Annotated in this window: 23 protein-coding genes; 7 read left to right on the plus strand and 16 right to left on the minus strand. The window is 63.5% G+C overall.

Features of this window, described 5'->3' with window-relative positions; genetic code table 11:
* Positions 1-470 precede the first annotated feature (470 nt).
* Genes phnE through AC1MHZ_RS06065 form a run of 4 tightly spaced genes read right to left on the minus strand, consistent with a single transcriptional unit; the run spans position 471 to position 3,701 of the window.
* Positions 471-1,238 (minus strand): phosphonate ABC transporter, permease protein PhnE, encoded by a 768-nt coding sequence (gene phnE / locus AC1MHZ_RS06050; RefSeq protein WP_416767998.1) that lies wholly within the window; start codon positions 1,236-1,238, stop codon positions 471-473.
* Positions 1,235-2,062 (minus strand): PhnE/PtxC family ABC transporter permease, encoded by an 828-nt coding sequence (locus AC1MHZ_RS06055; protein WP_084858507.1) that lies wholly within the window; start codon positions 2,060-2,062, stop codon positions 1,235-1,237. The genes phnE and AC1MHZ_RS06055 overlap by 4 nt, the downstream gene beginning before the upstream one ends.
* Positions 2,056-2,850: a phosphonate ABC transporter ATP-binding protein gene (locus AC1MHZ_RS06060; RefSeq protein WP_482966136.1), complete on the minus strand. Its 795-nt coding sequence runs from the start codon at positions 2,848-2,850 to the stop codon at positions 2,056-2,058. Before AC1MHZ_RS06060 ends, AC1MHZ_RS06055 begins: the two co-directional genes overlap by 7 nt.
* Positions 2,847-3,701 (minus strand): putative selenate ABC transporter substrate-binding protein, encoded by an 855-nt coding sequence (locus tag AC1MHZ_RS06065; RefSeq protein WP_482966137.1) that lies wholly within the window; start codon positions 3,699-3,701, stop codon positions 2,847-2,849. The genes AC1MHZ_RS06060 and AC1MHZ_RS06065 overlap by 4 nt, the downstream gene beginning before the upstream one ends.
* 123 nt (positions 3,702-3,824) lie before the next feature.
* Between AC1MHZ_RS06065 and selD the strand changes: the two genes are divergently transcribed.
* The gene (gene selD, locus AC1MHZ_RS06070) at positions 3,825-4,859 is read left to right on the plus strand and encodes a selenide, water dikinase SelD (RefSeq protein WP_224456856.1); all 1,035 of its coding nucleotides are present in this window, start codon (positions 3,825-3,827) and stop codon (positions 4,857-4,859) included.
* Positions 4,860-5,969 (plus strand): tRNA 2-selenouridine(34) synthase MnmH, encoded by a 1,110-nt coding sequence (mnmH, locus tag AC1MHZ_RS06075; RefSeq protein WP_368829188.1) that lies wholly within the window; start codon positions 4,860-4,862, stop codon positions 5,967-5,969.
* Positions 5,970-6,195: 226 nt separating this feature from the next.
* Here mnmH and AC1MHZ_RS06080 read toward each other — a convergent pair whose 3' ends face one another.
* Entirely contained in the window at positions 6,196-6,582 is a 387-nt protein-coding gene (locus AC1MHZ_RS06080) for a lysozyme inhibitor LprI family protein (RefSeq protein ID WP_084858512.1), read from the minus strand.
* A gap of 87 nt (positions 6,583-6,669) precedes the next feature.
* The gene (locus AC1MHZ_RS06085; protein ID WP_084858513.1) at positions 6,670-7,587 is read right to left on the minus strand and encodes a LysR family transcriptional regulator; all 918 of its coding nucleotides are present in this window, start codon (positions 7,585-7,587) and stop codon (positions 6,670-6,672) included.
* A 90-nt stretch (positions 7,588-7,677) separates the two neighbouring features.
* On the opposite strand from AC1MHZ_RS06085, the gene AC1MHZ_RS06090 reads away from it, so the two are divergent.
* Entirely contained in the window at positions 7,678-8,157 is a 480-nt protein-coding gene (locus AC1MHZ_RS06090; protein ID WP_084858514.1) for a DMT family transporter, read from the plus strand.
* 15 nt (positions 8,158-8,172) lie between these two features.
* On the opposite strand, the gene AC1MHZ_RS06095 is transcribed toward AC1MHZ_RS06090, so the two are convergent.
* The 10 genes from AC1MHZ_RS06095 to hmpA form a co-directional block, all read right to left on the minus strand.
* On the minus strand, positions 8,173-8,712 hold the full coding sequence (locus AC1MHZ_RS06095; protein WP_482966138.1) for a hypothetical protein: 540 nt from the start codon (positions 8,710-8,712) through the stop codon (positions 8,173-8,175).
* Positions 8,713-8,810: 98 nt separating this feature from the next.
* Positions 8,811-9,188 (minus strand): YkgJ family cysteine cluster protein, encoded by a 378-nt coding sequence (locus AC1MHZ_RS06100; protein ID WP_084858516.1) that lies wholly within the window; start codon positions 9,186-9,188, stop codon positions 8,811-8,813.
* 150 nt (positions 9,189-9,338) lie between these two features.
* Positions 9,339-10,547 carry an alanine transaminase gene (gene alaC, locus AC1MHZ_RS06105; protein WP_084858517.1) on the minus strand — a complete coding sequence of 403 codons (1,209 nt, stop codon included), beginning with the start codon at positions 10,545-10,547 and terminating at the stop codon, positions 9,339-9,341.
* 323 nt (positions 10,548-10,870) lie between these two features.
* On the minus strand, positions 10,871-11,758 hold the full coding sequence (gene cyoE / locus AC1MHZ_RS06110; RefSeq protein WP_224456863.1) for a heme o synthase: 888 nt from the start codon (positions 11,756-11,758) through the stop codon (positions 10,871-10,873).
* Between the two features lie 11 nt (positions 11,759-11,769).
* Complete coding sequence (gene cyoD / locus AC1MHZ_RS06115; RefSeq protein WP_043208038.1) at positions 11,770-12,102, minus strand: cytochrome o ubiquinol oxidase subunit IV; 333 nt, start codon at positions 12,100-12,102, stop codon at positions 11,770-11,772.
* Entirely contained in the window at positions 12,102-12,725 is a 624-nt protein-coding gene (gene cyoC, locus AC1MHZ_RS06120; RefSeq protein WP_084858519.1) for a cytochrome o ubiquinol oxidase subunit III, read from the minus strand. The genes cyoD and cyoC overlap by 1 nt, the downstream gene beginning before the upstream one ends.
* A 3-nt stretch (positions 12,726-12,728) precedes the next feature.
* Positions 12,729-14,747 carry a cytochrome o ubiquinol oxidase subunit I gene (gene cyoB / locus AC1MHZ_RS06125; protein ID WP_084858520.1) on the minus strand — a complete coding sequence of 673 codons (2,019 nt, stop codon included), beginning with the start codon at positions 14,745-14,747 and terminating at the stop codon, positions 12,729-12,731.
* A 3-nt stretch (positions 14,748-14,750) separates the two neighbouring features.
* Positions 14,751-15,695 carry a ubiquinol oxidase subunit II gene (gene cyoA / locus AC1MHZ_RS06130; RefSeq protein WP_084858521.1) on the minus strand — a complete coding sequence of 315 codons (945 nt, stop codon included), beginning with the start codon at positions 15,693-15,695 and terminating at the stop codon, positions 14,751-14,753.
* 559 nt (positions 15,696-16,254) lie between these two features.
* Entirely contained in the window at positions 16,255-16,761 is a 507-nt protein-coding gene (locus tag AC1MHZ_RS06135) for a disulfide bond formation protein B (protein WP_084858522.1), read from the minus strand.
* 528 nt (positions 16,762-17,289) lie between these two features.
* On the minus strand, positions 17,290-18,465 hold the full coding sequence (gene hmpA / locus AC1MHZ_RS06140) for an NO-inducible flavohemoprotein (protein WP_084858523.1): 1,176 nt from the start codon (positions 18,463-18,465) through the stop codon (positions 17,290-17,292).
* A gap of 156 nt (positions 18,466-18,621) precedes the next feature.
* On the opposite strand from hmpA, the gene norR reads away from it, so the two are divergent.
* From norR to AC1MHZ_RS06160, 4 genes are all read left to right on the plus strand, one after another.
* Positions 18,622-20,175 (plus strand): nitric oxide reductase transcriptional regulator NorR, encoded by a 1,554-nt coding sequence (gene norR / locus AC1MHZ_RS06145; protein WP_324814410.1) that lies wholly within the window; start codon positions 18,622-18,624, stop codon positions 20,173-20,175.
* A gap of 194 nt (positions 20,176-20,369) precedes the next feature.
* Complete coding sequence (locus AC1MHZ_RS06150; protein WP_084858525.1) at positions 20,370-21,269, plus strand: chemotaxis protein; 900 nt, start codon at positions 20,370-20,372, stop codon at positions 21,267-21,269.
* 152 nt (positions 21,270-21,421) lie between these two features.
* On the plus strand, positions 21,422-22,156 hold the full coding sequence (locus tag AC1MHZ_RS06155) for a YkgJ family cysteine cluster protein (protein ID WP_324814407.1): 735 nt from the start codon (positions 21,422-21,424) through the stop codon (positions 22,154-22,156).
* A gap of 193 nt (positions 22,157-22,349) precedes the next feature.
* On the plus strand, positions 22,350-22,574 hold the full coding sequence (locus AC1MHZ_RS06160; RefSeq protein ID WP_084858527.1) for a hypothetical protein: 225 nt from the start codon (positions 22,350-22,352) through the stop codon (positions 22,572-22,574).
* Positions 22,575-22,720 lie beyond the last annotated feature (146 nt).

Below are 22,720 nucleotides of genomic sequence, written 5' to 3' on the forward strand. Positions count from 1 at the left end.
AAGATTTGGAAGCGGTTCACTCTGACAAGCGCTCCAGCGATGAGATAGTCAGTGCGGTTCCACGATTGGGTGAGCTTTATCGTCGCTGTTCGAGAGACATCAGATAACGGGTGCTACGCTCGATCGCGGGGCAAGCCCGCCCCCACAGGGGCACTGCCGCCCTCGAGACCAGCGCCATATCTGTGGGAGATTGTATGGGGCTGGACACGCTCAAATTGCCTTCGGTTGGTTCAATACATACTTCTCAACCATGCAGCAAATACGGCCCAGGCTCCGCTTGCTTGGTAGGAGCTGGCGACAGCCTGCGATGGGCCGCAAAGCGGCCCCTTGAGTCTGGACGGGCTCCCGCGTTTGAAGGCTTGGGGCTGCTTTGCAGCCCATCGCAGGCTGTCGCTAGCTCCCACCGAGATCGTGCCGCTCTCAAGACTTACGAAATCCATGTGGGGCCGCAAGGCAGCCCCGGGGATGGCTCAGGCGCGCACGTACCGCTGGCGCAGCACGTCGCTGAAGGCATCCACCAGCAGCACCAGCACCAGCATGCCGATGATCACGGTGCTGGCCTGGGCTTCCTGGAACAGGCTCAGGGTGGTGTAGAGCATCTGCCCCAATCCGCCGGCACCGACGAAGCCCAGCACGCTGGCCATGCGGATGTTGTTCTCCCAGCGGTACAGGCTGTAGGCAAGCAGTTGCGGCCAGAGGTTGGGCAAGGTGCCGAAGCAGAACGCCGCAGCCTGGCTGCCACCTTGCAGGCGGATGGCGGCGGCAGGCTCGGCGGGCGCGTTTTCCAGGGCCTCGGCGAACAGCCGGCCCAATACGCCTGCGGTATGCAGGGCCAGGGCCAGGGTACCGGCGTTGGGGCCCAGGCCTGCGGCGAGTACGGTCAGGGCGGCCCAGACCAGCTCAGGGATTGCACGCAAGGCGTTGAGCAGCAGCCGCGCAGCGCCCTGCAGCGGCCAGCCGAAGCGGCCAGCGGCCGGCAACGCCAGTAACAGACCGAGCACCATTGCCAGCAGCGTACCCAGGCCAGACATGGCCAGGGTCTCCAACGCGCCCTTGCCTACGGCCCGCAGGTGCTCGGCGGACAGGTCCGGGCTCAGGAAGCGGTGTGCATATTCGCCCATCTGCGCCAGCCCGCCGTTGCCGACCACCGACGCCATGTCCAGCTCGAGGTAGCCGAACGACGCCACCACGGCGGCGAGAATCGCGATGACTACCAGCAGGTTGATCATCCGGTTCATGCCAGCCTCCCCCGCAGCACGCGGCTGAGCACGTCGGCCAGCATCACCAGCACCAGGAATGCCAGCAGCATGCTCGCCACCTCGGCCCCGGCGAACATGCGCATCGACAGGTCGATCTGCTGCCCCAGCCCACCGGCACCGACGAAGCCCATCACCACCGAGGCGCGCACGGCACATTCCCAGCGGTAGACGGTATAGGACACCACCTCCGCCGCCGCACCCGGCAGAATGCCGTAGAAGAATGCCGTAAGCCGCCCGCTACCCGCCTGCAACAAAGCATGGGCTGGGCGTTGGTCCACCGATTCGAAGATTTCCGCATAGACCTTGCCCAGCATGCCGGCATAGGTGATGGCGATGGCCAGCACCCCGGCGGTCGGCCCCAGCCCCACGGCGCGGACGAACAGCAACGCCCAGACGATCTCGGGCACGCTGCGCAGGAATACCAGCAGCCCGCGCACCGGCAGGCGCAGCAGCCGCGACCACAGCCCCGGGCGCCCGCCGCGGGAGGCCGCACGCAGCGACAGTGCACGGCTGGCCAGCAAACTGGTCGGCACCGCCAGCAGTAAGGCCAGGGCCATGCCGGCCGTAGCCACGGCCAGGGTTTGCAAGGTCGCCTCGAACAGCAGCGAGAGGAAATCGGCATCATGGGCCGGCGGCCAGAACCCGCTGGCGAAGCTGGCCATCTGTTGGCGGTTTTCGGCCTGCAGCAGCACACCCGGGTTGAGCTCGCTCAGGCGCAAGCCCGGCCACAGCGCGGCCAGGGCGAGCAGGGTCAGCAACAGCCGGGGCCAAGCCGCCGGGTCGCGGGCGTCGGCCTTCAGCATCGCGGAATCTGTACCGTCAGGGTCGGCCCCGGCGTGGGCGGCGAGCCCAACTGCTCGTTGGCGTACAGCGCGTCGAGCAGGCTCTCGGTCACCGCCTGGGCCGGGCAGTCGAACGCCACCTGGCCATCGCGGATACCCACCACCCGGGGGAAATGCGCCAGCGCCAGCTCCACCGCATGCAGGCTGGCCACCAGCGTTACGCCGTTGGCCTGGGCGTGGCGGTTGAGCAGCGCCAGGCTGTGGTCAGCGAGCACCGGGTCCATGGCCGACACCGGCTCGTCGGCCAGCAAGACGTCAGGGCGCTGGTACAACGCGCGGGCAATGCCGACGCGCTGCAACTGGCCGCCGGAGAGCTGGCCGCACTGGACGAACAGTTTGTCGGCCAGGCCCAGTTCCGCCAAGGCCTGACGCGCGCCCGGCACGTCGGTTGGGTAGACCAGGTTGAGCAGGCCTCGCAACGTGCCCCACTGCCCCAGTCGCCCGGCCAGCACTGCGGTAACCACACGCTGGCGTGGCGGCAAGGGCGGCGCCTGATGCACCAGCCCCACCCGCGCGCGCAGGCGCTGCCGGGCCCTGGCCGACAGCGCCCAGGGCTGCTCGCCGAGCAGCTCCAGGCGCCCGGTGCTGGGCTGTACAGCCGTGGCCATCACATGCAGCAGGCTGGACTTGCCGGCCCCCGAGGGGCCGATGATCGCAACCCGCTCACCCTTGTCGATACGCAGGCTCACCGCATCGAGCGCGCGGACCTGGCCATGGCTCAGGCTCGCACCGTGCAGATGGATAGTCACTTGAGCAAACCGGCCTCGCGTGCGGCCTGCTCGGTGCCCACGTAGTTCTCAGGCTTGGTTTCAATGAAGCGGCTGGCGGCCTGCAGGTCGAGGATCGCCTTGTGCTCGGGGTTGGCCGGGTCCAGTGCGAGGAAGGCGGCCTTGATCTTTTCCTTCAAGGCCGGGTCCATGTTGCCGCGCACGGTCCAGTTGTAGTCGAAGTAGGTCGGCGTGGTGGCGAAGACCTTGACCTTGTTGGTATCGACCTTGTCGGCGTCGACCAGCTTCTGCCAGACGCTGGCGTTCAGTACACCGCCGTCGACCTTGCCGGCCTGGACCCAGGCGACCGTGGCGTCGTGGGCACCGGAGTAGGCCACACGGCTGAAGTAGCCTTCAGGCTTGATGTTGTCCTGCTTGAGCATGAAGTAGCGCGGCATCAGGCTGCCGGAGGTGGACGAGATCGACCCGAAGGCGAACGACTTGCCCTTGAGGTCGGCCAGGCTCTTCACATCCGGGTTGGCGGTGATGAACTTGGAGGTGAACTGGGCGTCCTGTTCACGCTGCACCAGTGGCGTGGCGGTCGGGTCCTTCAGGTGCACCTGGACGAAGGTGAAGCCGCCCAGCCAGGCCATGTCCAGGCGGTTGGACGCCAACGACTCGACCACGGCCGGGTAGTCGGCCACCGGTACGAACTTCACATCCATGCCCAATTGCTTGGAGAGGTATTCACCCAGTGGCTTGAACTTGCGCAGCAGTTCGGTCGGTGCCTCATCGGGGATGGCACTCACCCGCAGGGTATCAGCAGCCTGGGCAATGACGGCACCGCAAGACAGCACGAGGCCGGCGGCGACCGCCAGGGGACGTTTGAGCATGGGATTCTCCGGTTCAATAGCGGGGAAAGGGCCGGCGACGCGCCGACGGAGGGGAATTATAAGAGTCGCTGGCGCAAAGGCCAGCTTTGCTACAATCGCGCATCACGAAAATTCGAGGTGCGTATGAGCGAACCGATTCGCCTGACCCAGTACAGCCATGGCGCTGGCTGCGGCTGCAAGATTTCACCCAAGGTGCTGGATGTGATCCTCGCCGAGAGCGGCACCCAGGCCCTGGACCCGAAACTCTGGGTCGGCAACGCCTCGCGCGACGACGCGGCGGTCTATGCGCTGGACGATGAGCGCGGCGTGGTCTCGACCACCGATTTCTTCATGCCCATCGTCGACGACCCGTACGACTTCGGCCGAATCGCCGCCACCAACGCCATCAGCGATATCTATGCCATGGGCGGTGACCCGCTGATGGCCATCGCCATCCTCGGCTGGCCGGTCAACGTGCTGCCGCCCGAGGTGGCCCGCGAAGTGATCCGTGGCGGTCGTGCCGTGTGCGCCGAAGCGGGCATCCCGCTGGCTGGCGGCCACTCCATCGATGCCCCCGAGCCGATCTTCGGCCTGGCCGTCACCGGCGTGGTCGGCAAGCGCCACCTCAAGCGCAACGACACCGCCAGCGCAGGCTGCCGCCTGTACCTGACCAAGCCACTGGGCATCGGCATCCTCACCACCGCCGAGAAGAAGGCCAAGCTGCGCGAGCAGGACCAGGGCCTGGCCCGCGACTGGATGTGCACCCTCAACACCCCCGGCAGCCGCTTCGGCAAGCTCGACGGCGTCAAGGCCATGACCGATGTCACCGGCTTCGGCCTGCTCGGCCACCTGGTGGAGCTGGCCGAAGGCAGCGGCCTGACCGCGCACCTGCGCTACGACGCCGTACCACGCCTGCCCAGTGTCGATCACTACCTGGCCGAGGGCTGCATTCCTGGCGGCACCCTGCGAAACTTCGACAGCTATGGCCACAAGATCGGCGCCCTGAGCGATGACCAGAAGCACCTGCTGTGCGACCCGCAGACCAGCGGTGGCCTGCTGGTGGCAGTCAGCCCCGAGGGCGAGGCCGAATTCCTCGCCGTGGCGGCAGAGCTGAACCTGGCGCTCTCGCCGATCGGCGAGCTGGTCGAGCGACAGACCCACGCGGTCGAGGTGCTTTGAATGCGCAACGACTGCACCGACTACCGCCAGCTATTCCTCGATGACGTGCCGATGATGGACATGCGCGCGCCGATCGAATTTGCCAAGGGTGCCTTCCCCGGCGCCGTCAACCTGCCCTTGATGAACGACCAGGAGCGGCAGAAAGTCGGCACCTGCTACAAGCAGCACGGCCAGGACGCCGCCATTGCCCTGGGCCACCAGTTGGTCACCGGGGCCATCAAGCAGACTCGCCTGGAAGCCTGGGTGGCATTCGCCCAGGCCCATCCCGAGGGCTACCTGTACTGCTTCCGCGGCGGCCTGCGCTCGCAGCTCGTCCAGGCCTTGCTCAGGGATGAAGCCGGCATCCAGTACCCGAAGGTAGAGGGCGGCTACAAGGCCATGCGCACCTTCCTGCTCGATACCACCTTGCAAGCCGTCGACCAATGCGACTTCGTATTGATCGGCGGGCTGACGGGGACGGGCAAGACCGATGTGCTGCTGCAGTTGGACAACGTTCTGGATTTGGAAGGCCATGCCAACCATCGTGGTTCAAGCTTCGGCAAGCGCGCCACCGCGCAGCCGGCGCAGATTGACTTCGAGAACCAGCTGGCCATCGACATTCTCAGGAAACGTGCCCGTGGCATGCAGCAGTTCGTGCTGGAAGACGAAGGGCGCATCATCGGCAGTTGCTCGGTACCCCTGGAGCTGTACCACGGTATGCAGCAATACCCGCTGGTATGGCTCGAAGACAGCTTCGACAACCGTGTGGAGCGTCTGCTGCGCGACTACGGGGTAAGTCTGTTCGCCGAATTCATCGATAGGTACGGCGAAGACCAGGGGCGCCACCTGTATGCCGAACGGCTGACGCAAAGCATGGACAACATTCGCAAGCGGCTTGGTGGCGAGCGCTACCAGCGCATGTCCGAGCTGCTGCGCCAGGCACTGGATGAGCAGCTGCGCAGTGGCCAGGTGGATCTGCATCGCGGCTGGCTGGAGGTCTTGCTCAAGGAGTATTACGACCCGATGTACGCCTACCAGCGCGAGGCCAAGGCCGAGCGCATCGAGTTCGCTGGCGATGGCGTGGAAGTGCGCGAATACCTGAAGGCCCGGGTCAGGCGGGAACCCCGCTAGCGCTCCAGCGCATGCACGAACTTCCTGGTGTTGCGCAGAACCTGTAGGAGCGGCGGTCCGACTTGCCCCCCGATTGGGCCGACCCTGTCATCGCGACTGTATGGCAAGGGCTTCGCCCTTGATCGCGGGGCAAGCCCGCTCCCACAGGGGCAGCAGCATTGGCCGCTTGTTCTCTGCGCGACAGCGCAGCCCGAAGGGCTGGGTGATCTCCCACAGGACTGGCTTGTCATTGCCCTGGGCTCAGCACCCGCTCCAGCTCCGCCGCCCGCTCCCGGGTCAGGTCCATCAGGCACATGCCGCTTTCGAGCTGGCGGGCGGTGCCGCCGCTCACCTGCCCATGAAACGCGCAGTTTTCATCACGGTACTTGATCCACGTGCGCTGCACATCGCGCAGCGCCTTCTGCTGGCTTGGCTCCAGCTTGGCCATCAGTTGCTTGTAGACGCGATTCAGGCGCTCATCCTGCACCTGGGCCTCGGCTACGATGCAGTTGCTCATGGCCAGGGTGCTCATGGCCTTGTCCATGCACTGCGAGTAGGACGACGACGGCGCCTCGGCCTGGGCCTGAATGGCACAGCAGGCGAGGACGATGGCAGCCAGGGAATAGCGGGTCATGTGCGCTCCTTGTACGTTGGCATAGGAGCCAGAGCCTAGCACTCCCACCCGCTGGATCAGCCGTAGCCCGGAAAAATCGGACACGTCCTACTCTTGCGCCTGGCCCGCCTCGCACAAGGCGCGGATCCGCTCGCGCAACCATCGGTGCCCTGCATCGCCCTCGCGTCGCGAATGCCAGGCCTGGGTAAAACCAAAGGGCGCAATGGCCAACGGTGGCTCGAAGCAGCGCAAGCCCGGCGCCAGGCGGGCGCCTGCCAGGCTGCGACGGGCCACGGTAAGCACCAGGTCGGTGCCGATGATCAGCCCTTGGGCCACGCCCCAGTGCGGCAAGGTCAAGGCAATGCGACGTCGCTCGCCCAGCGCCTGGAGCGCCAGGTCGATCTCGTTGTCGATGCCCGGCCGCACGGCCACCAATACATGAGGGCGAGCCAGCCAACGATCCAGCGGCAGCCCACCTCGGGGTGGCAAGGTCTGGCGGTCGGCCAGGCACACGAAAGACTCTTCGAACAGTACCTGCACCTGAATTTCGGACGGCAATTCGGGGAATACCCCCAGGGCCAGGTCCACCTCGCCATCGATCAGTTGCCCGAGCATGGCTTCCCGGCTGCCTTGGGAAACCACCAGGTCGATCCCCGGAGCCTCGGCCCTGAGCAGAGCCATCAGCCCAGGCAATACAACCCGCGCGCCATAGTCCGACATGGCCAGGCGAAAGGTTCGCCGCGCCCGACTCGGCTCGAAGCGCGGGCTGCCCAGCAAGCCGTCCAACTGCTCCAGCGCCTGCTCGAGCGGCTCGCGCAGGGCCTGGGCCCGGCTGCTCAGGTGCAGGCGGCCGCCCCGGCGCACCAGCAGGGGATCGGAGAAGATTTCACGCAGCTGCGCCAACGCATGGCTGACTGCAGGCTGGCTGCGGTGCAGGCGCACCGCAGCGCGGGAGACATGCTGTTCGCTGAGCAAGGCATGCAGGGTCAGGAGCAAATTGAGGTCGATGCGGCGAAGATCATCCATAGTGCGAATAGAGCCTGTGCAACGTTCGAATTTCCATCATTGAAATGGATAAACAACACTGCGCCTAGTGTTTTTCCAAAGGAGTTCCCGATGCCACAGGCCTTCACGCTGTCCGCCCTCCTCCCCTTGCTCGTTGCCCTGCTGGCCGGCGCGGCGGTGCCCTTCCAGGCCGGCAGCAATGCTGCCCTGGGGCGCCTGCTGGGTCACCCGCTGTGGGCGGCCGGGGTATCGTTGATGGTCAGCTTGTTGATGCTGGTACCGGCCTTGCTGGTCATGCGCGCGCCTGCGCCGCAGCTGCAGAATCTCGCCCAGGCCCCCTGGTGGGCCTGGTTCGGTGGCGTAGCGGGCGTGCTCTACATCACCGCCGCGCTGGTACTGACACCCCGGCTGGGAGCAGCGGGGTTCATCGTCTGCGTGATCGCCGGGCAGGTGCTGTCGTCGCTGCTGATCGACCAGTGGGGGTTGATGGGGCTGCCGGAGCGGCCGGTCAATGCGATTCGCCTGGCCGGGGTGGGCATGATCGTGATCGGCATGCTGGTCGTGCAATGGGGTACGTCGCGTGCCTCCTAGCACTGCGCGCGAGCGCTACAAGGCCTGCGGCTGTTCTGGCGGCATCAGCACCTTGTCCACATCGAAATGCAGTGCAGGCATCTGGGTGCCTGCATATATCACCACAGCCAGCGCCGCGATCAGCCCGACATCGAGCCAGTGCCAGGCCGGCATGTCGTCGGCGCGCCTGGCCTTCCAGCACCACCAGGCCTGGCCCAGGCAGAACAACGCGATCGCCAGCAACCACAGGTAGAAGCCGGCACCAAAGCCGGTGACATCCTGGAACGCGTAGCTCTGGTTATCCGGCAGCCGTTCGATACCCAGGCTGCTGGCGGCCAGGTAAAGGGCCCCAAGACCCAACAGCAATGCCAGGCGGCGAAAACGCCGGTGCGCCAGGACCGCCAGCGCCAGCAATGGGTTGGCGAACCACTGGTACAGCCCGAAGGGTACGCCCCAAGGCCCGTAGAGCAGCATCTGCAGTGCGGGCATGTGCCGGCCGGCGCTGGTCAAGGCGCCGTCGAAACACAGCCCCAGCAGGTAGAGCGCCAGGCTGAAGGTGAGGTAATAGGCAGGCAACCGCGAGCTCCATCGGATAACGACAAGCCCATGACCATACCGCACCCAGCCGTCAGGTGACAGGCGGAACCAACGCCACGACCTATTTCACCCATGGCTCAGGCGACTTCGGCGCCGTCATCCTCCGGCCAATGCGGCTCATTGGCTTCCAGCGGCGGCAGCCCATAGTGAGCGCGTGCGGCATCGCAGCTGGGGTTGTGCACGCCATTGACCCAGGAGGCCTCGAACTCACGGCATGGGGAAGCGCGGTTTTCGTAGATGGTGCAGGCGACCTGCTTGCCGACCTCGCCATCCAGGGCCGTACAGCGGCAGGGCTTGGCATCGGTGCCGATCATCGCGACGCGGGTCGGGTTGATCTGCACCACCAGGTCATCGGGCACCAGGCCACCGGCGGACTGGCATTCGCCCCAGAAGAAAGACACACGGAAGTACCCGCAGCAGGCGCCGCAGTCAAGGCAAGGGTTGTATTCGGACATGATGGCACGGAGGGAAAGTTGTTGTTTTCGGGGCTGGGCCCGCGCGCCATTTTCAATCCAAGCCGGGGTGGCTGAGAAGAGGGGTAAAGCAAAAATAGTTTGCCGCTGATCCGGGAAGAACGGGGCCGTTTCGGGGCCCCGTTCTAGCCGTCACTTGCGGGTCAGGCCATCGGCCCGGAACATCTGGCGAATGCCCCGGATCGCCTGACGGATACGGTCCTGGTTCTCGATCAGGGCGAAGCGCACATGGTCGTCACCGTAGTCGCCGAAGCCGATGCCGGGCGACACGCAGACCTTGGCCTCGGCCAGCAGCTTCTTGGAGAACTCCAGCGAGCCCAGATGGGCATAGGCTTCGGGAATTTTCGCCCAGACGTACATCGAGGCCTTGGGGTTCTCGACCATCCAGCCGATCTCGTGCAGCCCCTTGACCAGCAGGTTGCGGCGCTGGCGGTATTGCTCGGCGATATCGCGTACGCACTGCTGGTCGCCTTCGAGCGCAGCGATGGCCGCGACCTGCAACGGGGTGAAGGTGCCGTAGTCATGGTAGCTCTTGATCCGCGCCAGGGCGCTGACCAGCTCCGGGTTGCCGACCATGAAGCCGATGCGCCAGCCGGCCATGTTGTAGCTCTTGGAGAGGGTGAAGAACTCCACGGCGATGTCCTTGGCACCGGGCACCTGCATGATCGAGGGGGCCTTCCAGCCGTCGTAGACGATATCGGCATAAGCCAGGTCGTGGACCACCAGTACGTCGTACTGCTTGGCCAGGGCCACCACCCGCTCGAAGAAGTCCAGTTCGACGCACTGGGCCGTCGGGTTGGACGGGAAGCCCAGGATCATCATCTTCGGCTTGGGGATGGACTCGCGGATCGCCCGCTCCAGCTCGTTGAAGAAGTCCACGCCCGGCACCAGCGGCACCGAACGCACCTGGGCGCCTGCGATCACCGCACCATAGATATGGATCGGGTAGCTGGGGTTGGGCACCAGCACCGTGTCGCCATGGTCGAGGGTGCCGAGCATCAGGTGTGCCAGGCCTTCCTTGGAGCCGATGGTGACGATGGCTTCGCTTTCCGGGTCGATCTCGACGTCGTAGCGGTCCTTGTACCAATGCGAGATGGCCCGGCGCAGGCGTGGGATACCGCGGGAGGTGGAATAGCCGTGGGTGTCTTCGCGCTGGGCGACCTGCACCAGTTTCTCGACGATGTGCGGCGGGGTGGCGCCGTCGGGGTTGCCCATGCTCAGGTCGATGATGTCCTCGCCACGACGGCGGGCCGCCATCTTGAGCTCGGCGGTAATGTTGAAGACGTAAGGGGGGAGACGATCGATGCGCGCAAAACGGCGCGGCGAACCTGGGTTGGCCATGGCTTCCTCTGAGTACGTAAGCGCCCGGAACCGTCCGAGCGACGCTGGCCGCTGCGGCGGCCTGGAACAGAAGATAGTGCCGAAACATGGACCCTGTAAAGGGCAATTTCCTGTTTTATCAGATATTTTTAGATCTATTTTTTGCAAACACTGAATAAGGAGTTTCAGGGGCGCCCTATCGCCGGCAAGCCTGCTTCTACCTGCCATGCGCTGTTTTCAGGGACACCGCCATACCTGTGGGCTGGCTTGCCAGCGATAGGGCCCGAACAGATAAAAAAAACCCCGGCAACATTGGCCGGGGCTTTTCGTGTAACAGGCGACTGTCAGCGTGCGTAGGTCATGAGCACGTCGGTAGCGGTCTGGCTGTCCACCGACATCATCACGCTCAGGGCGGTGACGGTGAGAATGGAGAAACCGAATACCTTGCGCGCCCACTTGCTGTCGTCTTCAGCCTTGTAGCCACCCCAGGCCATGTACAGCCAGTACAGGCCCATGGCGGCGGCAACGGCCAGGTAGCCAAGCCCTGCATAGCCACCAAGGGTGAGCATGAGGGTGGCCAGCACGAAGGCCAGCACGTACAGCACGATCTGCTTCTTCGCTGCCAGGATACCGCGCGCCACCGGCAGGACCGGGATGTTGGCGGCGCTGTAGTCCTTGAAGCGGAAGATGGCGATGGCGAAGCTGTGCGGCATCTGCCACAGGCTGAACATCACCAGCAAGGTCACTGCAGCCAGGTCGAAGCTGTTGCTCACGGCGCAATAGCCGATCACAGGCGGCATGGCACCGGACAGGCTGCCGACCAGGGTGCCGTGCACCGACTTGCGCTTGAGCCAGAGGCTGTAGAAGCCCACGTAGACGACGAAGCCGACCAGCGCGCAGAACGCCGACAGCGGGTTGGCCTGGACATACAGCAAGCTGAAGCCCGCCACCCCGAGCAGGGTGGCATAGGCCAGCGCGAAGGGCAGCGACATGCCACCCTGGACCATGACGCGGTTCTTGGTGCGCTCCATCTTCTGGTCGATGTCGCGGTCGATGCAGTTGTTGAACACGCATCCGGACGCGACGACCAGGGAGGTACCTACCACCACCGCCAGGAACAGGGCGAAGTCCACATGGCCCTTCGCGGCAAGGAAGAAACCGCCTGCCACGGAAAGCACGTTACCGAAAATGATCCCCGGTTTGGTGATTTGGATAAAGTGCTTCACGGACATGCAGTCTTACCTCACTTGGCCATCATTTCGATGTGGATGCTGAACATGATCCACAGCGACAGGCCGACCAGCAGAGCGATTACGAGAGTGGTGAACAGGAACGTCGACACATTGGAACGCTGCTCTTTCGAGCGGTCCATGTGCAGGAAGTACACCAAGTGCACCACCACCTGGATGACGGCCATGGCCACCACGATCAGGACGGTCAGGTTCTTCGGCAGGCTCGGGTACATCACCAGACCGAACGGAATCGCGGTCAGGATGATCGACAGGATGAAGCCGATCGCGTACGACTTGACGCTGCCGTGGTTGCCTTCGTGATGAGTGTCGTGTGCGCTAGCCATTACAGAACTCCCAGCAGGTAGACGACGGTGAAGACGCAGATCCAGACCACGTCCAGGAAGTGCCAGAACAGGCTCAGGCAGCTCATGCGGGTCTTGGCGGTCGGGGTGATGCCCTTGGTGCTGATCTGGTACATCAGGACAGCCATCCAGATCAGGCCGGCAGTCACGTGCAGACCGTGGGTCCCTACCAGGGCGAAGAAGCCCGACAGGAAGCCGCTGCGGTTCGGGCCGTAGCCTTCGCCGATCAGGTGATGGAACTCGTAGACTTCCATCGCGATGAAGCCGGCACCGAACAGGAAGGTGATGGCCAACCAGCCCAGCACGCCACCCTTGTTGCCTTTGAACATCTGCAGCATGGCGAAGCCGAAGGTGATCGACGACAGCAGCAGCAGTGCGGTTTCAACAGCTACGAAATCGAGCTGGAAGATGTCATGACCCGACGGGCCGCCGGCAAAACTGCCGGACAGCACCGCGTAGGTGGCGAAGAGCGACGCAAACAGGATGCAGTCGGTCATCAGGTACAGCCAGAAACCGAGTACGGTCATCTGGCCCGAGTCGTGGTGGTGATCGTCGTGCCCATGGTCGTGACCATGAGCGCCGGCGTGGATTACTTGACTGGACATTGATTACACCCGCTCAAACGATTCGACACGTGCGCCGGCAGGCAGAGCACCTGCTTTGGCCAGCGCTTTCATGCGCTCGCCCTCGATGCGCGCCACTTCTTCGGCCGGAACCATGTAGCCCTGGTCGTCACGCGCGGCGTGGCGAACGAAGACAGCGATGGTTGCAACCAGGCTCGCGCCTACCAGCCACCAGATGTGCCAGATGAAAGCGAAGCCGAAGATGGTCAGGAACAGGCCCATGAACAAACCGGTGGAGGTATTGCTCGGCATGTGGATCGCTTCGTACTTGGCCGCAGGCTTGTAGGCAACACCGGCTTCCTTGGCTTCGTGCCAGGCGTCCAGGCCAACCTTCTCAGGCATGTGGGCGAAGTTGTAGAACGGAGGTGGCGACGAAGTCGACCATTCCAGGGTACGGCCACCCCATGGATCGCCAGTGACGTCCAGGTTCTGGTTGCGGTCGCGGACCGATACGTACAGCTGGATCAGCTGGCAAGCGATACCGAACAGGATCAGCACGGCGCCGACGACGGCAACGTACAGGTAGGGTTCCCAAGCCGGGTTGTCCGAGTGGTTCAGACGACGGGTCATGCCCATGAAGCCCAGGGCGTACAGCGGCATGAACGCTACGTAGAAGCCGGAGATCCAGAACCAGAAGGCAGCCTTGCCCCACTTCTCGTTCAGGGTGAAGCCGAAGGCTTTCGGGAACCAGTAGGCGAAGCCGGCGATGTAGCCGAATACCGCACCACCGATGATCACGTTGTGGAAGTGGGCGATCACGAACAGGCTGTTGTGCAGAACGAAGTCAGCACCTGGAACAGCCAGCAGGACGCCGGTCATACCACCGATCGAGAAGGTGACCATGAAGCCCAGGGTCCACATGATCGGCGCGGTGAAGCGCAGACGGCCCTGGTAGATGGTGAACAGCCAGTTGAACAGCTTCACACCGGTCGGAATGGAGATCAGCATCGTCGCCAGACCGAAGAAGGTGTTGACGCTGGCGCCGGCACCCATGGTGAAGAAGTGGTGCAGCCAGACCGCGAAGCCGAGGACGGCGATCGCGCCCGATGCGTAGATCATCGAGTGGTGACCGAACAGGCGCTTGCCTGCGAAGGTCGAGGTGACTTCCGAGAACACACCGAAGGCCGGCAGGATCAGGATGTAGACCTCAGGGTGGCCCCATGCCCAGAACAGGTTGACGTACATCATCGGGTTCCCACCAAGCTCGTTGGTGAAGATGTGGAAGTCCAGATAACGGTCAACGGTCAGCAGGGCCAGAGCAGCAGTCAGGATCGGGAACGAAGCGACGATCAGCACGTTGGCCCAGGTGCAGGTCCAGGTGAAGATCGGCATGTCCATCAGCTTCATGCCAGGCGCGCGCATCTTCATCACGGTGACGAGGAAGTTCACGCCGGTCAGCGTCGTACCCAGGCCTGAGAGCTGTAGCGCCCAGATGTAGTAGTCGACACCCACGCCCGGGCTGTACTGGATGCCCGCCAACGGCGGATAGGCAACCCAACCGGTCTTGGCGAATTCGCCAACGCCCAGGGAGATGTTGACCAGCAGCACGCCTGCCAGCAGCAGGTAGAAGCTCAGGGAGTTCAGGAACGGGAAGGCAACGTCACGTGCACCGATCTGCAGCGGAACCGCCAGGTTCATCAGGCCGGTGAAGAACGGCATCGCCATGAAGATGATCATGATCACACCGTGGGCGGTGAAGATCTGGTCATAGTGTTCAGGCGGCAGGTAGCCTTCGGCGCCACCGGTAGCGGCAGCGAGCTGGGTACGCATCATGATGGCGTCGGCGAAGCCGCGCAGCAGCATGACCATCGCGACGATGATGTACATCACCCCGATCTTCTTGTGGTCGACCGAGGTCAGCCACTCGCTCCACAAGTAGGTCCACTTGCGGAAATAGGTGATAGCACCGACGAGAGCGATACCACCGAGCGCAATCATGGCAAGCGTCACCATGACTATCGGCTCGTGATAGGGTATCGCCTCCAGACTTAGTTTACCGAACATCTCTTACTCCTCTGCCCCGGCAGCTGGTTGCATACTCGACTCCACACCCTTGGTAGTGGCCAGTTCCTTGCTGCCTACTTCTTCGTGGCTCGGGCGACCGCGGTTCATGCCTTCGTACTTGTCGACGATGATCTGGAACTGGTCAGCCGAAGCCTCGCTGTACAGCGTGACTGGGTTGTTTTCGCTAGGTTTGGCCAAGGCTTCGTATTCAGCCTTATCCAGCTTCTTCGGCGACTGCTTGACTTCGGCGACCCACTTGTCGAAGTCAGCCTGGGAGGTTGCAGTAGCCTTGAACTTCATGCCGGTGAAACCGGCGCCGCTGTAGTTGGCGGAGATACCGTCGAACTCGCCGTTCTCGTTGGCGATCAAGTGCAGCTTGGTGGTCATGCCGGCCATGGCGTAGATCTGGCCGCCCAGGCCCGGGATGAAGAACGAGTTCATCACGGCATCGGAGGTCACACGGAAGTTGACCGGGGTATTGGCCGGGAAGACGATCTTGTTGACCGTGGCGATGCCCTGTTCCGGGTAGATGAACAGCCATTTCCAGTCCAGCGCGACCACGTCGATCTGCACTGGCTTCACGTCGGAATCCAGTGGACGGTAAGGGTCCAGCTTGTGGGTGGAGTGGTAGGTGACATAGCCCAGGGCGATGATGATCAGGATCGGGATGATCCAGACAGCCGCTTCGATCTTGGTCGAGTGCGACCAGTCGGGGGTGTAGGTGGCAGCCTTGTTGGAAGCACGGTACTTCCAGGCGAACGCGATGGTCATGATGATGACCGGGACGACGACCAGCAGCATCAGGCCGGTGGCGATCAGGATCAGGTTCTTTTGCTCAATGCCCACCTGGCCCTTTGGATCGAGCAGGGTCCAGTTGCACCCACTGAGTAAAAGCATGCCTAAAAAGGGCAATATGCCAAACAGTCTGGGGTAACGCTTTTTACTCATCTCACGACCTCTAGATCAGCTTGCTTCAATGCAATTTGTGTTTTGGTCGCCAACACTTCGTCCTGCCAAGCGTCAGCATTTCGGGCTCGAATTCGCTCCTGCCTGTGGTCCGACTGCTGGACCTGGGCGCGAGCGGGTTTACGGTGCTTTATGGTTCGTAGGCTAACGGCCTGTACTTCAGACCAAGTCCATTTGGTGCGGGAAAACGCGGAGGGGGGTCCGCCCGGTATCGCCGTTGGGCGAAACTTGTCGAAGTCAGCAAAAGAAAGCGCTGCGGCTTCCTCCAATCCTGCGACTCGCAAGCAGTGCCGAACGGAAATTGGGGGCGATTGTAGATAGGTCGCCCCCCCTTGACTATGACTTATTGAGCAACAGTCTTTTACCGAATCGGTAACAATACTGCTCAAAAAATCAACTTCGCGACAGTTTGTCGCACCCCGCTTGATAGCGCTGTAACCCGCATACTGCAAGGCTTTGTCGTTGATCTGGGTCAAGCGTGAGGCGAGGTAAAGATGTTATCTCGCCATGCAACAGAGGGGCCTCGAAGGGGGACTTTTGTCTAACCCCGGCGACGGTTGCGGTAGATGCCCAGCGGCACCAGGACCGTGGTGAGGACGAACGCCAGAAGTGCCCATTGCGCCAGGGACAACCCCAGGATCGGCGGGTAGGGCGTGGAGCAGAATCCATCGACCTGGAATGCCAGCGGCCACACGTGTGCCAGCGGCAGGTCGTCGACGATCGGCTGCAGGGTGTCGATACCGCAACTGACCATCGGGTGGGCGAGTATATACACATGGTTGCCGGCCGCAACGATTCCGCCGATTGCGCTGAGCACCACCAAGGCTTCGAAGAAGGTCAGGCTGCGACGCCCGGGCATGGCCGCGGCGATGAAAGCGAACACCGCGATCAACAACAGTGCATAGCGCTGGAGGATGCACAGCGGGCACGGCGCCTCGCCGAGCACCACCTGCATGTAGAGAGCGCCGCCGATCAGCGACAGGCAGATCACGCCCAGCAGCACCAGGAAGCGCCGTTCGCGGTTCAGGTGCGAGGTTTGTTCGTTCATTACCGGTTCCTTCGATGGATAGTGGCAGTGCCTGGGGGGCGTTGGCCTGCCCGGCGACAGTCTACACGTGCGTCGAGGAGCGGCGTGCTGGCACTGTGCAGGGGCTATCCGATGACGATTTCTGACCAGACGGAGCGACGTCGGTTCAACGACGACCGCCAAAAGCGACAGCCCGGATGTCAGGCAGGGGAAAGCCCCTCGACACCCGGGAGTGAAGGATACCGTGATTAATGGAAGATTAAAGATGAAATTGCGCCTGCTTATTTCATCTCCTTCTATATAAAGGAAGGCCAACAAGGCCCAATCGCTGGCAAGCCAGCCCCCGCACGTGCGATGTCACGTTCGTTTCGTCTCGATTACCCACGTTCGGGAGCACCGCGCACGAGAGCTGGCTTGCCAGCGATTGGGGACAACCCTGGCATCCGCATCGCCGGCAAGCCGGCGCCCACAGAGACACCCAATGCCTGGATCTGGGCGTTCCTGTGAGAGCCGGCTTGCCGGCGATCGGGCCACACTGTTATCGGATCGTTACTCCAGCGCCGCCGCCGGCCCGAAGAACTCGTAGCGGCTCTGCTGCTCCGGTACACCCAGGCCCTTCAGGTGGCGCTTGACCGCTGCCATGAAGCCTTTCGGGCCCAGGAAGTAGGCATCCAAGTCACGCTCGCCAGGCAGCCACTGGCCCAGTTGTTCCTGGCTCAACAGGCCCACGGCATCGGCCTCGCCATGGCCGGCCTGCTCGTAGCAGTAGAAGCGTTTGAGCTGCGGGTGACGCGCGGCCAGGCCATCGATCCAGTCGCGGAAGGCATGCACCGCGCCGTTGCGCGCACAATGGATGAAATGCACCGGGCGCTGGGTCTGCAGTGCAGCCTGGAGCATGGCCAAGGTCGGGGTGATGCCTACGCCGCCGCTGATGAGCACCAGCGGCTTGTCGCTGGCGGCCAGGGTGAAGTCCCCGGACGGCGGGAACAGCTGCAGGGTCTGGCCGACCATCAACTGGTCATGCAGGTAGTTCGAGACCTTGCCGCCCTCTTCGCGCTTGACGCTGATGCGGTACTGCTCGCCATCGCACAGGGCCGACAGGGAATAGTTGCGGCGTTGCTCGGTGCCGTCGACGAACAGCTGCAGGCCGATGTACTGGCCAGGCTCGGCCTTGAGCACCGGCTTGCCGTCCACCGGAGCGAAATAGAACGAGGTGATTTCACTGCTTTCCTGCTCGCGACGCACCAAGCGGAATTCACGGGTACCGCGCCAGCCGCCGACGGCCTCTTCCTTCTGCTTGTAGAGGTTTTCCTCGGCACCGATCAGGATGTCCGCCAGTTGGCCATAGGCTGCGCCCCAGGCGTCGATCACTTGCGGGGTGGCAATCTCCTTGCCCAGCACTTCCTCGATGGCACGCAACAGGCAGCTGCCGACGATCGGATAGTGCTCGGGCAGGATCTGCAGGGCGACATGCTTGTTGATGATCTGGCCGACCAGGCCGCCGAGCTGTTCCAGCTGGTCGATGTGGCGAGCATACATCAGCACGCCGTTGGCCAGGGCACGCGGCTGGTCGCCGCTGGCCTGGTGGGCCTGGTTGAACAGCGGGCGTACCTCGGGGTACTCGCTGAGCATCATCTTGTAGAAGTGGGTGGTCAGGGCTTCGCCGCCGCTTTCGAGCAGCGGAACGGTGGCCTTGATGATTGCACGTTGTTCGGCATTGAGCATTGCAATGACTCCTGAGCCTGTGGCTTGAACTTGACTGCCTTGGCTCTATCACCAATCGTGCCAACTTTTCCGGCCAATGAATCCGGGGGTTCCATGCACGGGAGAGTCAAAACGACATCGACAGGCGTATAGTCATATCGACCAAGAGGAGTCCTTATGACTGCAAAGCCCCTACTCACCAGCCTGCTGCCCCTGGTCAGCGACTTGTCCCGCGACCTGCCCGACCAGGAACGCTACCGCCGCCTGCTTGAAGCTATGCGCGGCCTGCTGCCATGCGATGCCGCCGCATTGCTGCGCCTGGATGGCGAATGGCTGGTGCCGTTGGCCGTCGATGGCTTGTCGGCCGACACCCTCGGGCGACGTTTCAAGGTCAGCGAACACCCCCGCTTCCAGATCCTGCTCAGCCGCAGCGAACCGACCCGATTCGCCAGCGACAGCGAACTGCCCGACCCCTACGATGGCCTGGTCAACGCGCCCCATGCCGACCTGCACGTGCACGACTGCATGGGGTGCCCCCTGATGGTCGATGAACGACCTTGGGGCCTGGTAACCCTCGACGCCCTCACTCCCGGGCAGTTCCAGAGCCTGGAACTGGACGCGCTGCAGGCATTCGCCAGCCTCGCCGCCGCCACCGTCACCGTGGCCGAACGCATCGAGGACTTGGCGCTGCGCGCCGAGGACGAACACCAGCGCGCCGAGGTCTACCGCCAGGCCAGTGGCCTGGACAAGGAGCTGATCGGCCAGAGCAAGGCACACAAGCGCCTGCTGGAGGAAATCCGCCTGGTCGGCGGCAGCGACCTGACCGTGCTGATCACCGGCGAGACCGGCGTGGGCAAGGAGCTGGTGGCCCAGGCCCTGCACCGCGCCAGCGCCCGCGCCGACAAACCGCTGATCAGCCTGAACTGCGCGGCCCTGCCGGACACCCTGGTGGAAAGCGAGCTGTTCGGTCATGTACGCGGCGCCTTCACCGGTGCCCATGGCGAACGGCGGGGCAAGTTCGAGCTGGCCAACGGCGGCACGCTGTTCCTCGACGAGGTCGGCGAACTGCCCTTGGCCGTGCAGGCCAAGCTGCTGCGGGTGCTGCAGAGTGGCCAACTGCAGCGCCTGGGCTCGGACCGGGAGCACCGGGTCGACGTTCGCCTGATCGCCGCCACCAACCGCGACCTGGCCGAAGAGGTGCGCAACGGCAACTACCGCGCCGACTTCTATCATCGCCTGAGCGTCTATCCGCTGCTGGTCCCGCCGCTGCGTGAGCGCGGTCGCGACGTGCTGCTGATCGCCGGCTATTTCCTCGAACAGAACCGTTCGCGCCTGGGCCTGAACAGCCTGCGCCTGAGTGCTGACGCCCAGGCTGCCCTGCTGGCCTACGACTGGCCGGGCAACGTGCGCGAGCTCGAACACCTGATCGGCCGCTCGGCACTCAAGGCGCTCGGCCAGCATGCCCAGCGCCCGCGTATCCTGACCCTGGAAGCCAGCGACCTGGACCTGCGCCCTACCCTGCCGGCCAACGCCGAGCCGACACCGCCCCCCGCCGCCCCGTTGGCCACCCTGCCCGAGGGCGGCCTGCGCGAGGCGGTGGACGACTACCAGCGACGCTTGATCGAAGCTTGCCTGGTCAAGCACCAGGACAATTGGGCTTCGGCGGCGCGGGAGCTTGGTGTGGATAGAGCGAACCTCAGCCGGCTGGCCAAGCGCCTAGGGTTGCGTTGACAAAAAGCAGGGCCGCAGCACAGCCCAATCGCGAGGCAAGTCCACGCCTACAGGACGGCGCCACCTGGAACCCTGTGGAGACTCTGTGGGAGCGGGCTTGCCCCAACGATTGGCCCGCCACCACCTAAAGCCTGGTCAGAACAAGCCGATAACCCGGCAACCTCCTTTATTACCGACAGACTCGAAGGTTGCCCATGGCCACGCAAAACGCCCGTGCGGACTCGTTGTCCCTGCTGCTGTTCACCCTGCGCAGCGGCAAGCTGATGGCGATCAACCTGCTCAAGGTCAGCGAAATCATCCCCTGCCCTGCGCTGACCAAGCTGCCGGAGTCGCACCCTCACGTCAAAGGCGTAGCCACCCTGCGTGGCAACCCGCTGTCGGTGATCGACCTGTCGCGTGCCATCGGCGAACAGCCCCTGGCCGACCCGGACGGCGGCTGCCTGATCGTCACCGAGATCAGCCGATCGCGCCAAGGCCTGCACGTACAAGCCGTGAGCCGCATCGTGCACTGCCTGAGCACTGACATAAAACCGCCCCCCTACGCCTCCGGTACCCGATCGTTCATCACCGGCGTCACCCGTGTGGACGATACCTTGGTCCAGGTGCTGGACATCGAGAAGGTCATCCACGCCATCGCCCCACCCGAGCCCGAGCCCCACCCCGGCGAGCTCGGCGAAGAAGACGCGAGCCTGCTGGCCGCTGCGAACATCCTGGTGGTGGATGACAGCCAGGTCGCCCTGCAGCAATCGGTGCACACCCTGCGCAACCTGGGTATCGAATGCCATACCGCGCGCAGCGCGAAGGACGCAATCAGCGTGCTGCTGGAGCTGCAAGGTACCGAGCGGGAGATCAACATCATCGTCTCGGACATCGAGATGTCCGAGATGGACGGCTACGCCTTTACCCGCACGCTGCGCGAAAGCCCGGACTTCCAGCATCTCTATGTGCTGCTGCACACCTCGCTGGACAGCACCATGAGTGCCGAGAAGGCTCGGCTGGCCGGGGCCAATGCCATTCTCACCAAGTTCTCCTCGCCAGAGCTGACCGATTGCCTGGTGGTGGCCGCGCGCACCGTGGTGTTCGCCGAGCACTGATATATCCAGTGACAAACGCCCTGGCTTGCCGCCCGGGGCGAGTCGGGCATAATTCGCGTCCCTCGGTCGTTTTCTTGCCGGATCGCGCATGAAGTTTCTCAGCCCCTTCCTGGCCACCACGCCCGCGTCAGCCCATGGAGCCCAGGTATACCGTGAACGACACCATCCGTTTCGCCTGCACCGGTTGCGGTAAGTGCTGCACCGGCCACCACGTTCCGCTGACCCTGGGTGAAGCTTGCCAGTGGGCCGCCAGCGGCGGTCAGGTGGTGGTGTTGATCGAAGGCTTCGTCGAAGACGGCCCTGGCATGCCCGTCGAACAGCGCGACCATGTGCTGCGCCGTTCCTGCCCGGTGGCCTGCGGCGAAGCCGAGCTGTGGGTCTCGGTGACCTTCGCCGCGTTCAACCCTGGCCGCTGTCGCAACCTGGACGACAACGACCTGTGCACCATCTATGAAAGCCGCCCATTGGTGTGTCGCATCTACCCGGCGGAGATCAACCCGCACCTGCCCCTGCGCCCGGAAAACAAGGACTGCCCGCCCGAGGCCTGGGCACAAGGCCCTGCGCTGATCCATGGCCAACTGCCGGTGGACCCACAGTTGGCCGCCCTGATCGAGGCCTCGCGCCAGGCCGACCGCGACGACATCGCGGCCAAGGTCGCCATCTGCCAGGCCCTGGGCATGACCACCAGCGCCCTCAAGGGCAACGGCTTCACCGCCTACCTACCGGCGATGGAGCCGTTTGCCCAGGCCTTGGCCCAAGTACCGGATGACAACCATGCGCCATGGACGCTTCACGTCGAAGCCCCTGCCCTTGCGCAAACGCTGGCCAGCCATGGGCTGCAGACCACCGCCGAAGCACCGGTGTACTACGCCTTCATCGGATTCTGACACCCCTGCCATCGGAGCTGCATGGCAAGCGCTCAACTACGCGGGTTTGCGGTGAAATCCGGTTATTTCATGGACTCGATCATTACTTTTTACGCAACAGTGCTTATCCAACTCAAGCCTGTTTCCAAGCCTATGTTAGGACTAACTTACGCCTGTCCCAATTCACACTTGCCTTGCAAGAAGGTTGTTTCAAATGTCCAACAGTATGGGTATTGCCAGCGTTTTCGTCCTGTCGTCCCTGTTGCTGTCGCCCCTGGCCATGGCTGAAGAATCGCCGGCCTTCGTAGCCCGTAACGCCGAACTTTCCGCTGTTCACCAAACCGCGCGCGACACCTATGCCGCGCAACAGGCAGATGCAGCGAAAGATGTGCAGCAGACTGCTTCCAAGGTGGTTGCCGACGATCAGACCGAAAGTTGATCGACGACTTCGTAGCTCCTGTTTTTCCCTCGGCTAGCCCGTGGGCGCCTTGTGCGTCGATATGTTAGCCTTTTAAAGCCGCTGCCGATCAGCGGCTTTTTTTATGTGCCCGAATTATCAGCCACGCTGTTACGTATCCATAAAGA

Source organism: Pseudomonas sp. FA-1 (assembly GCF_056856075.1).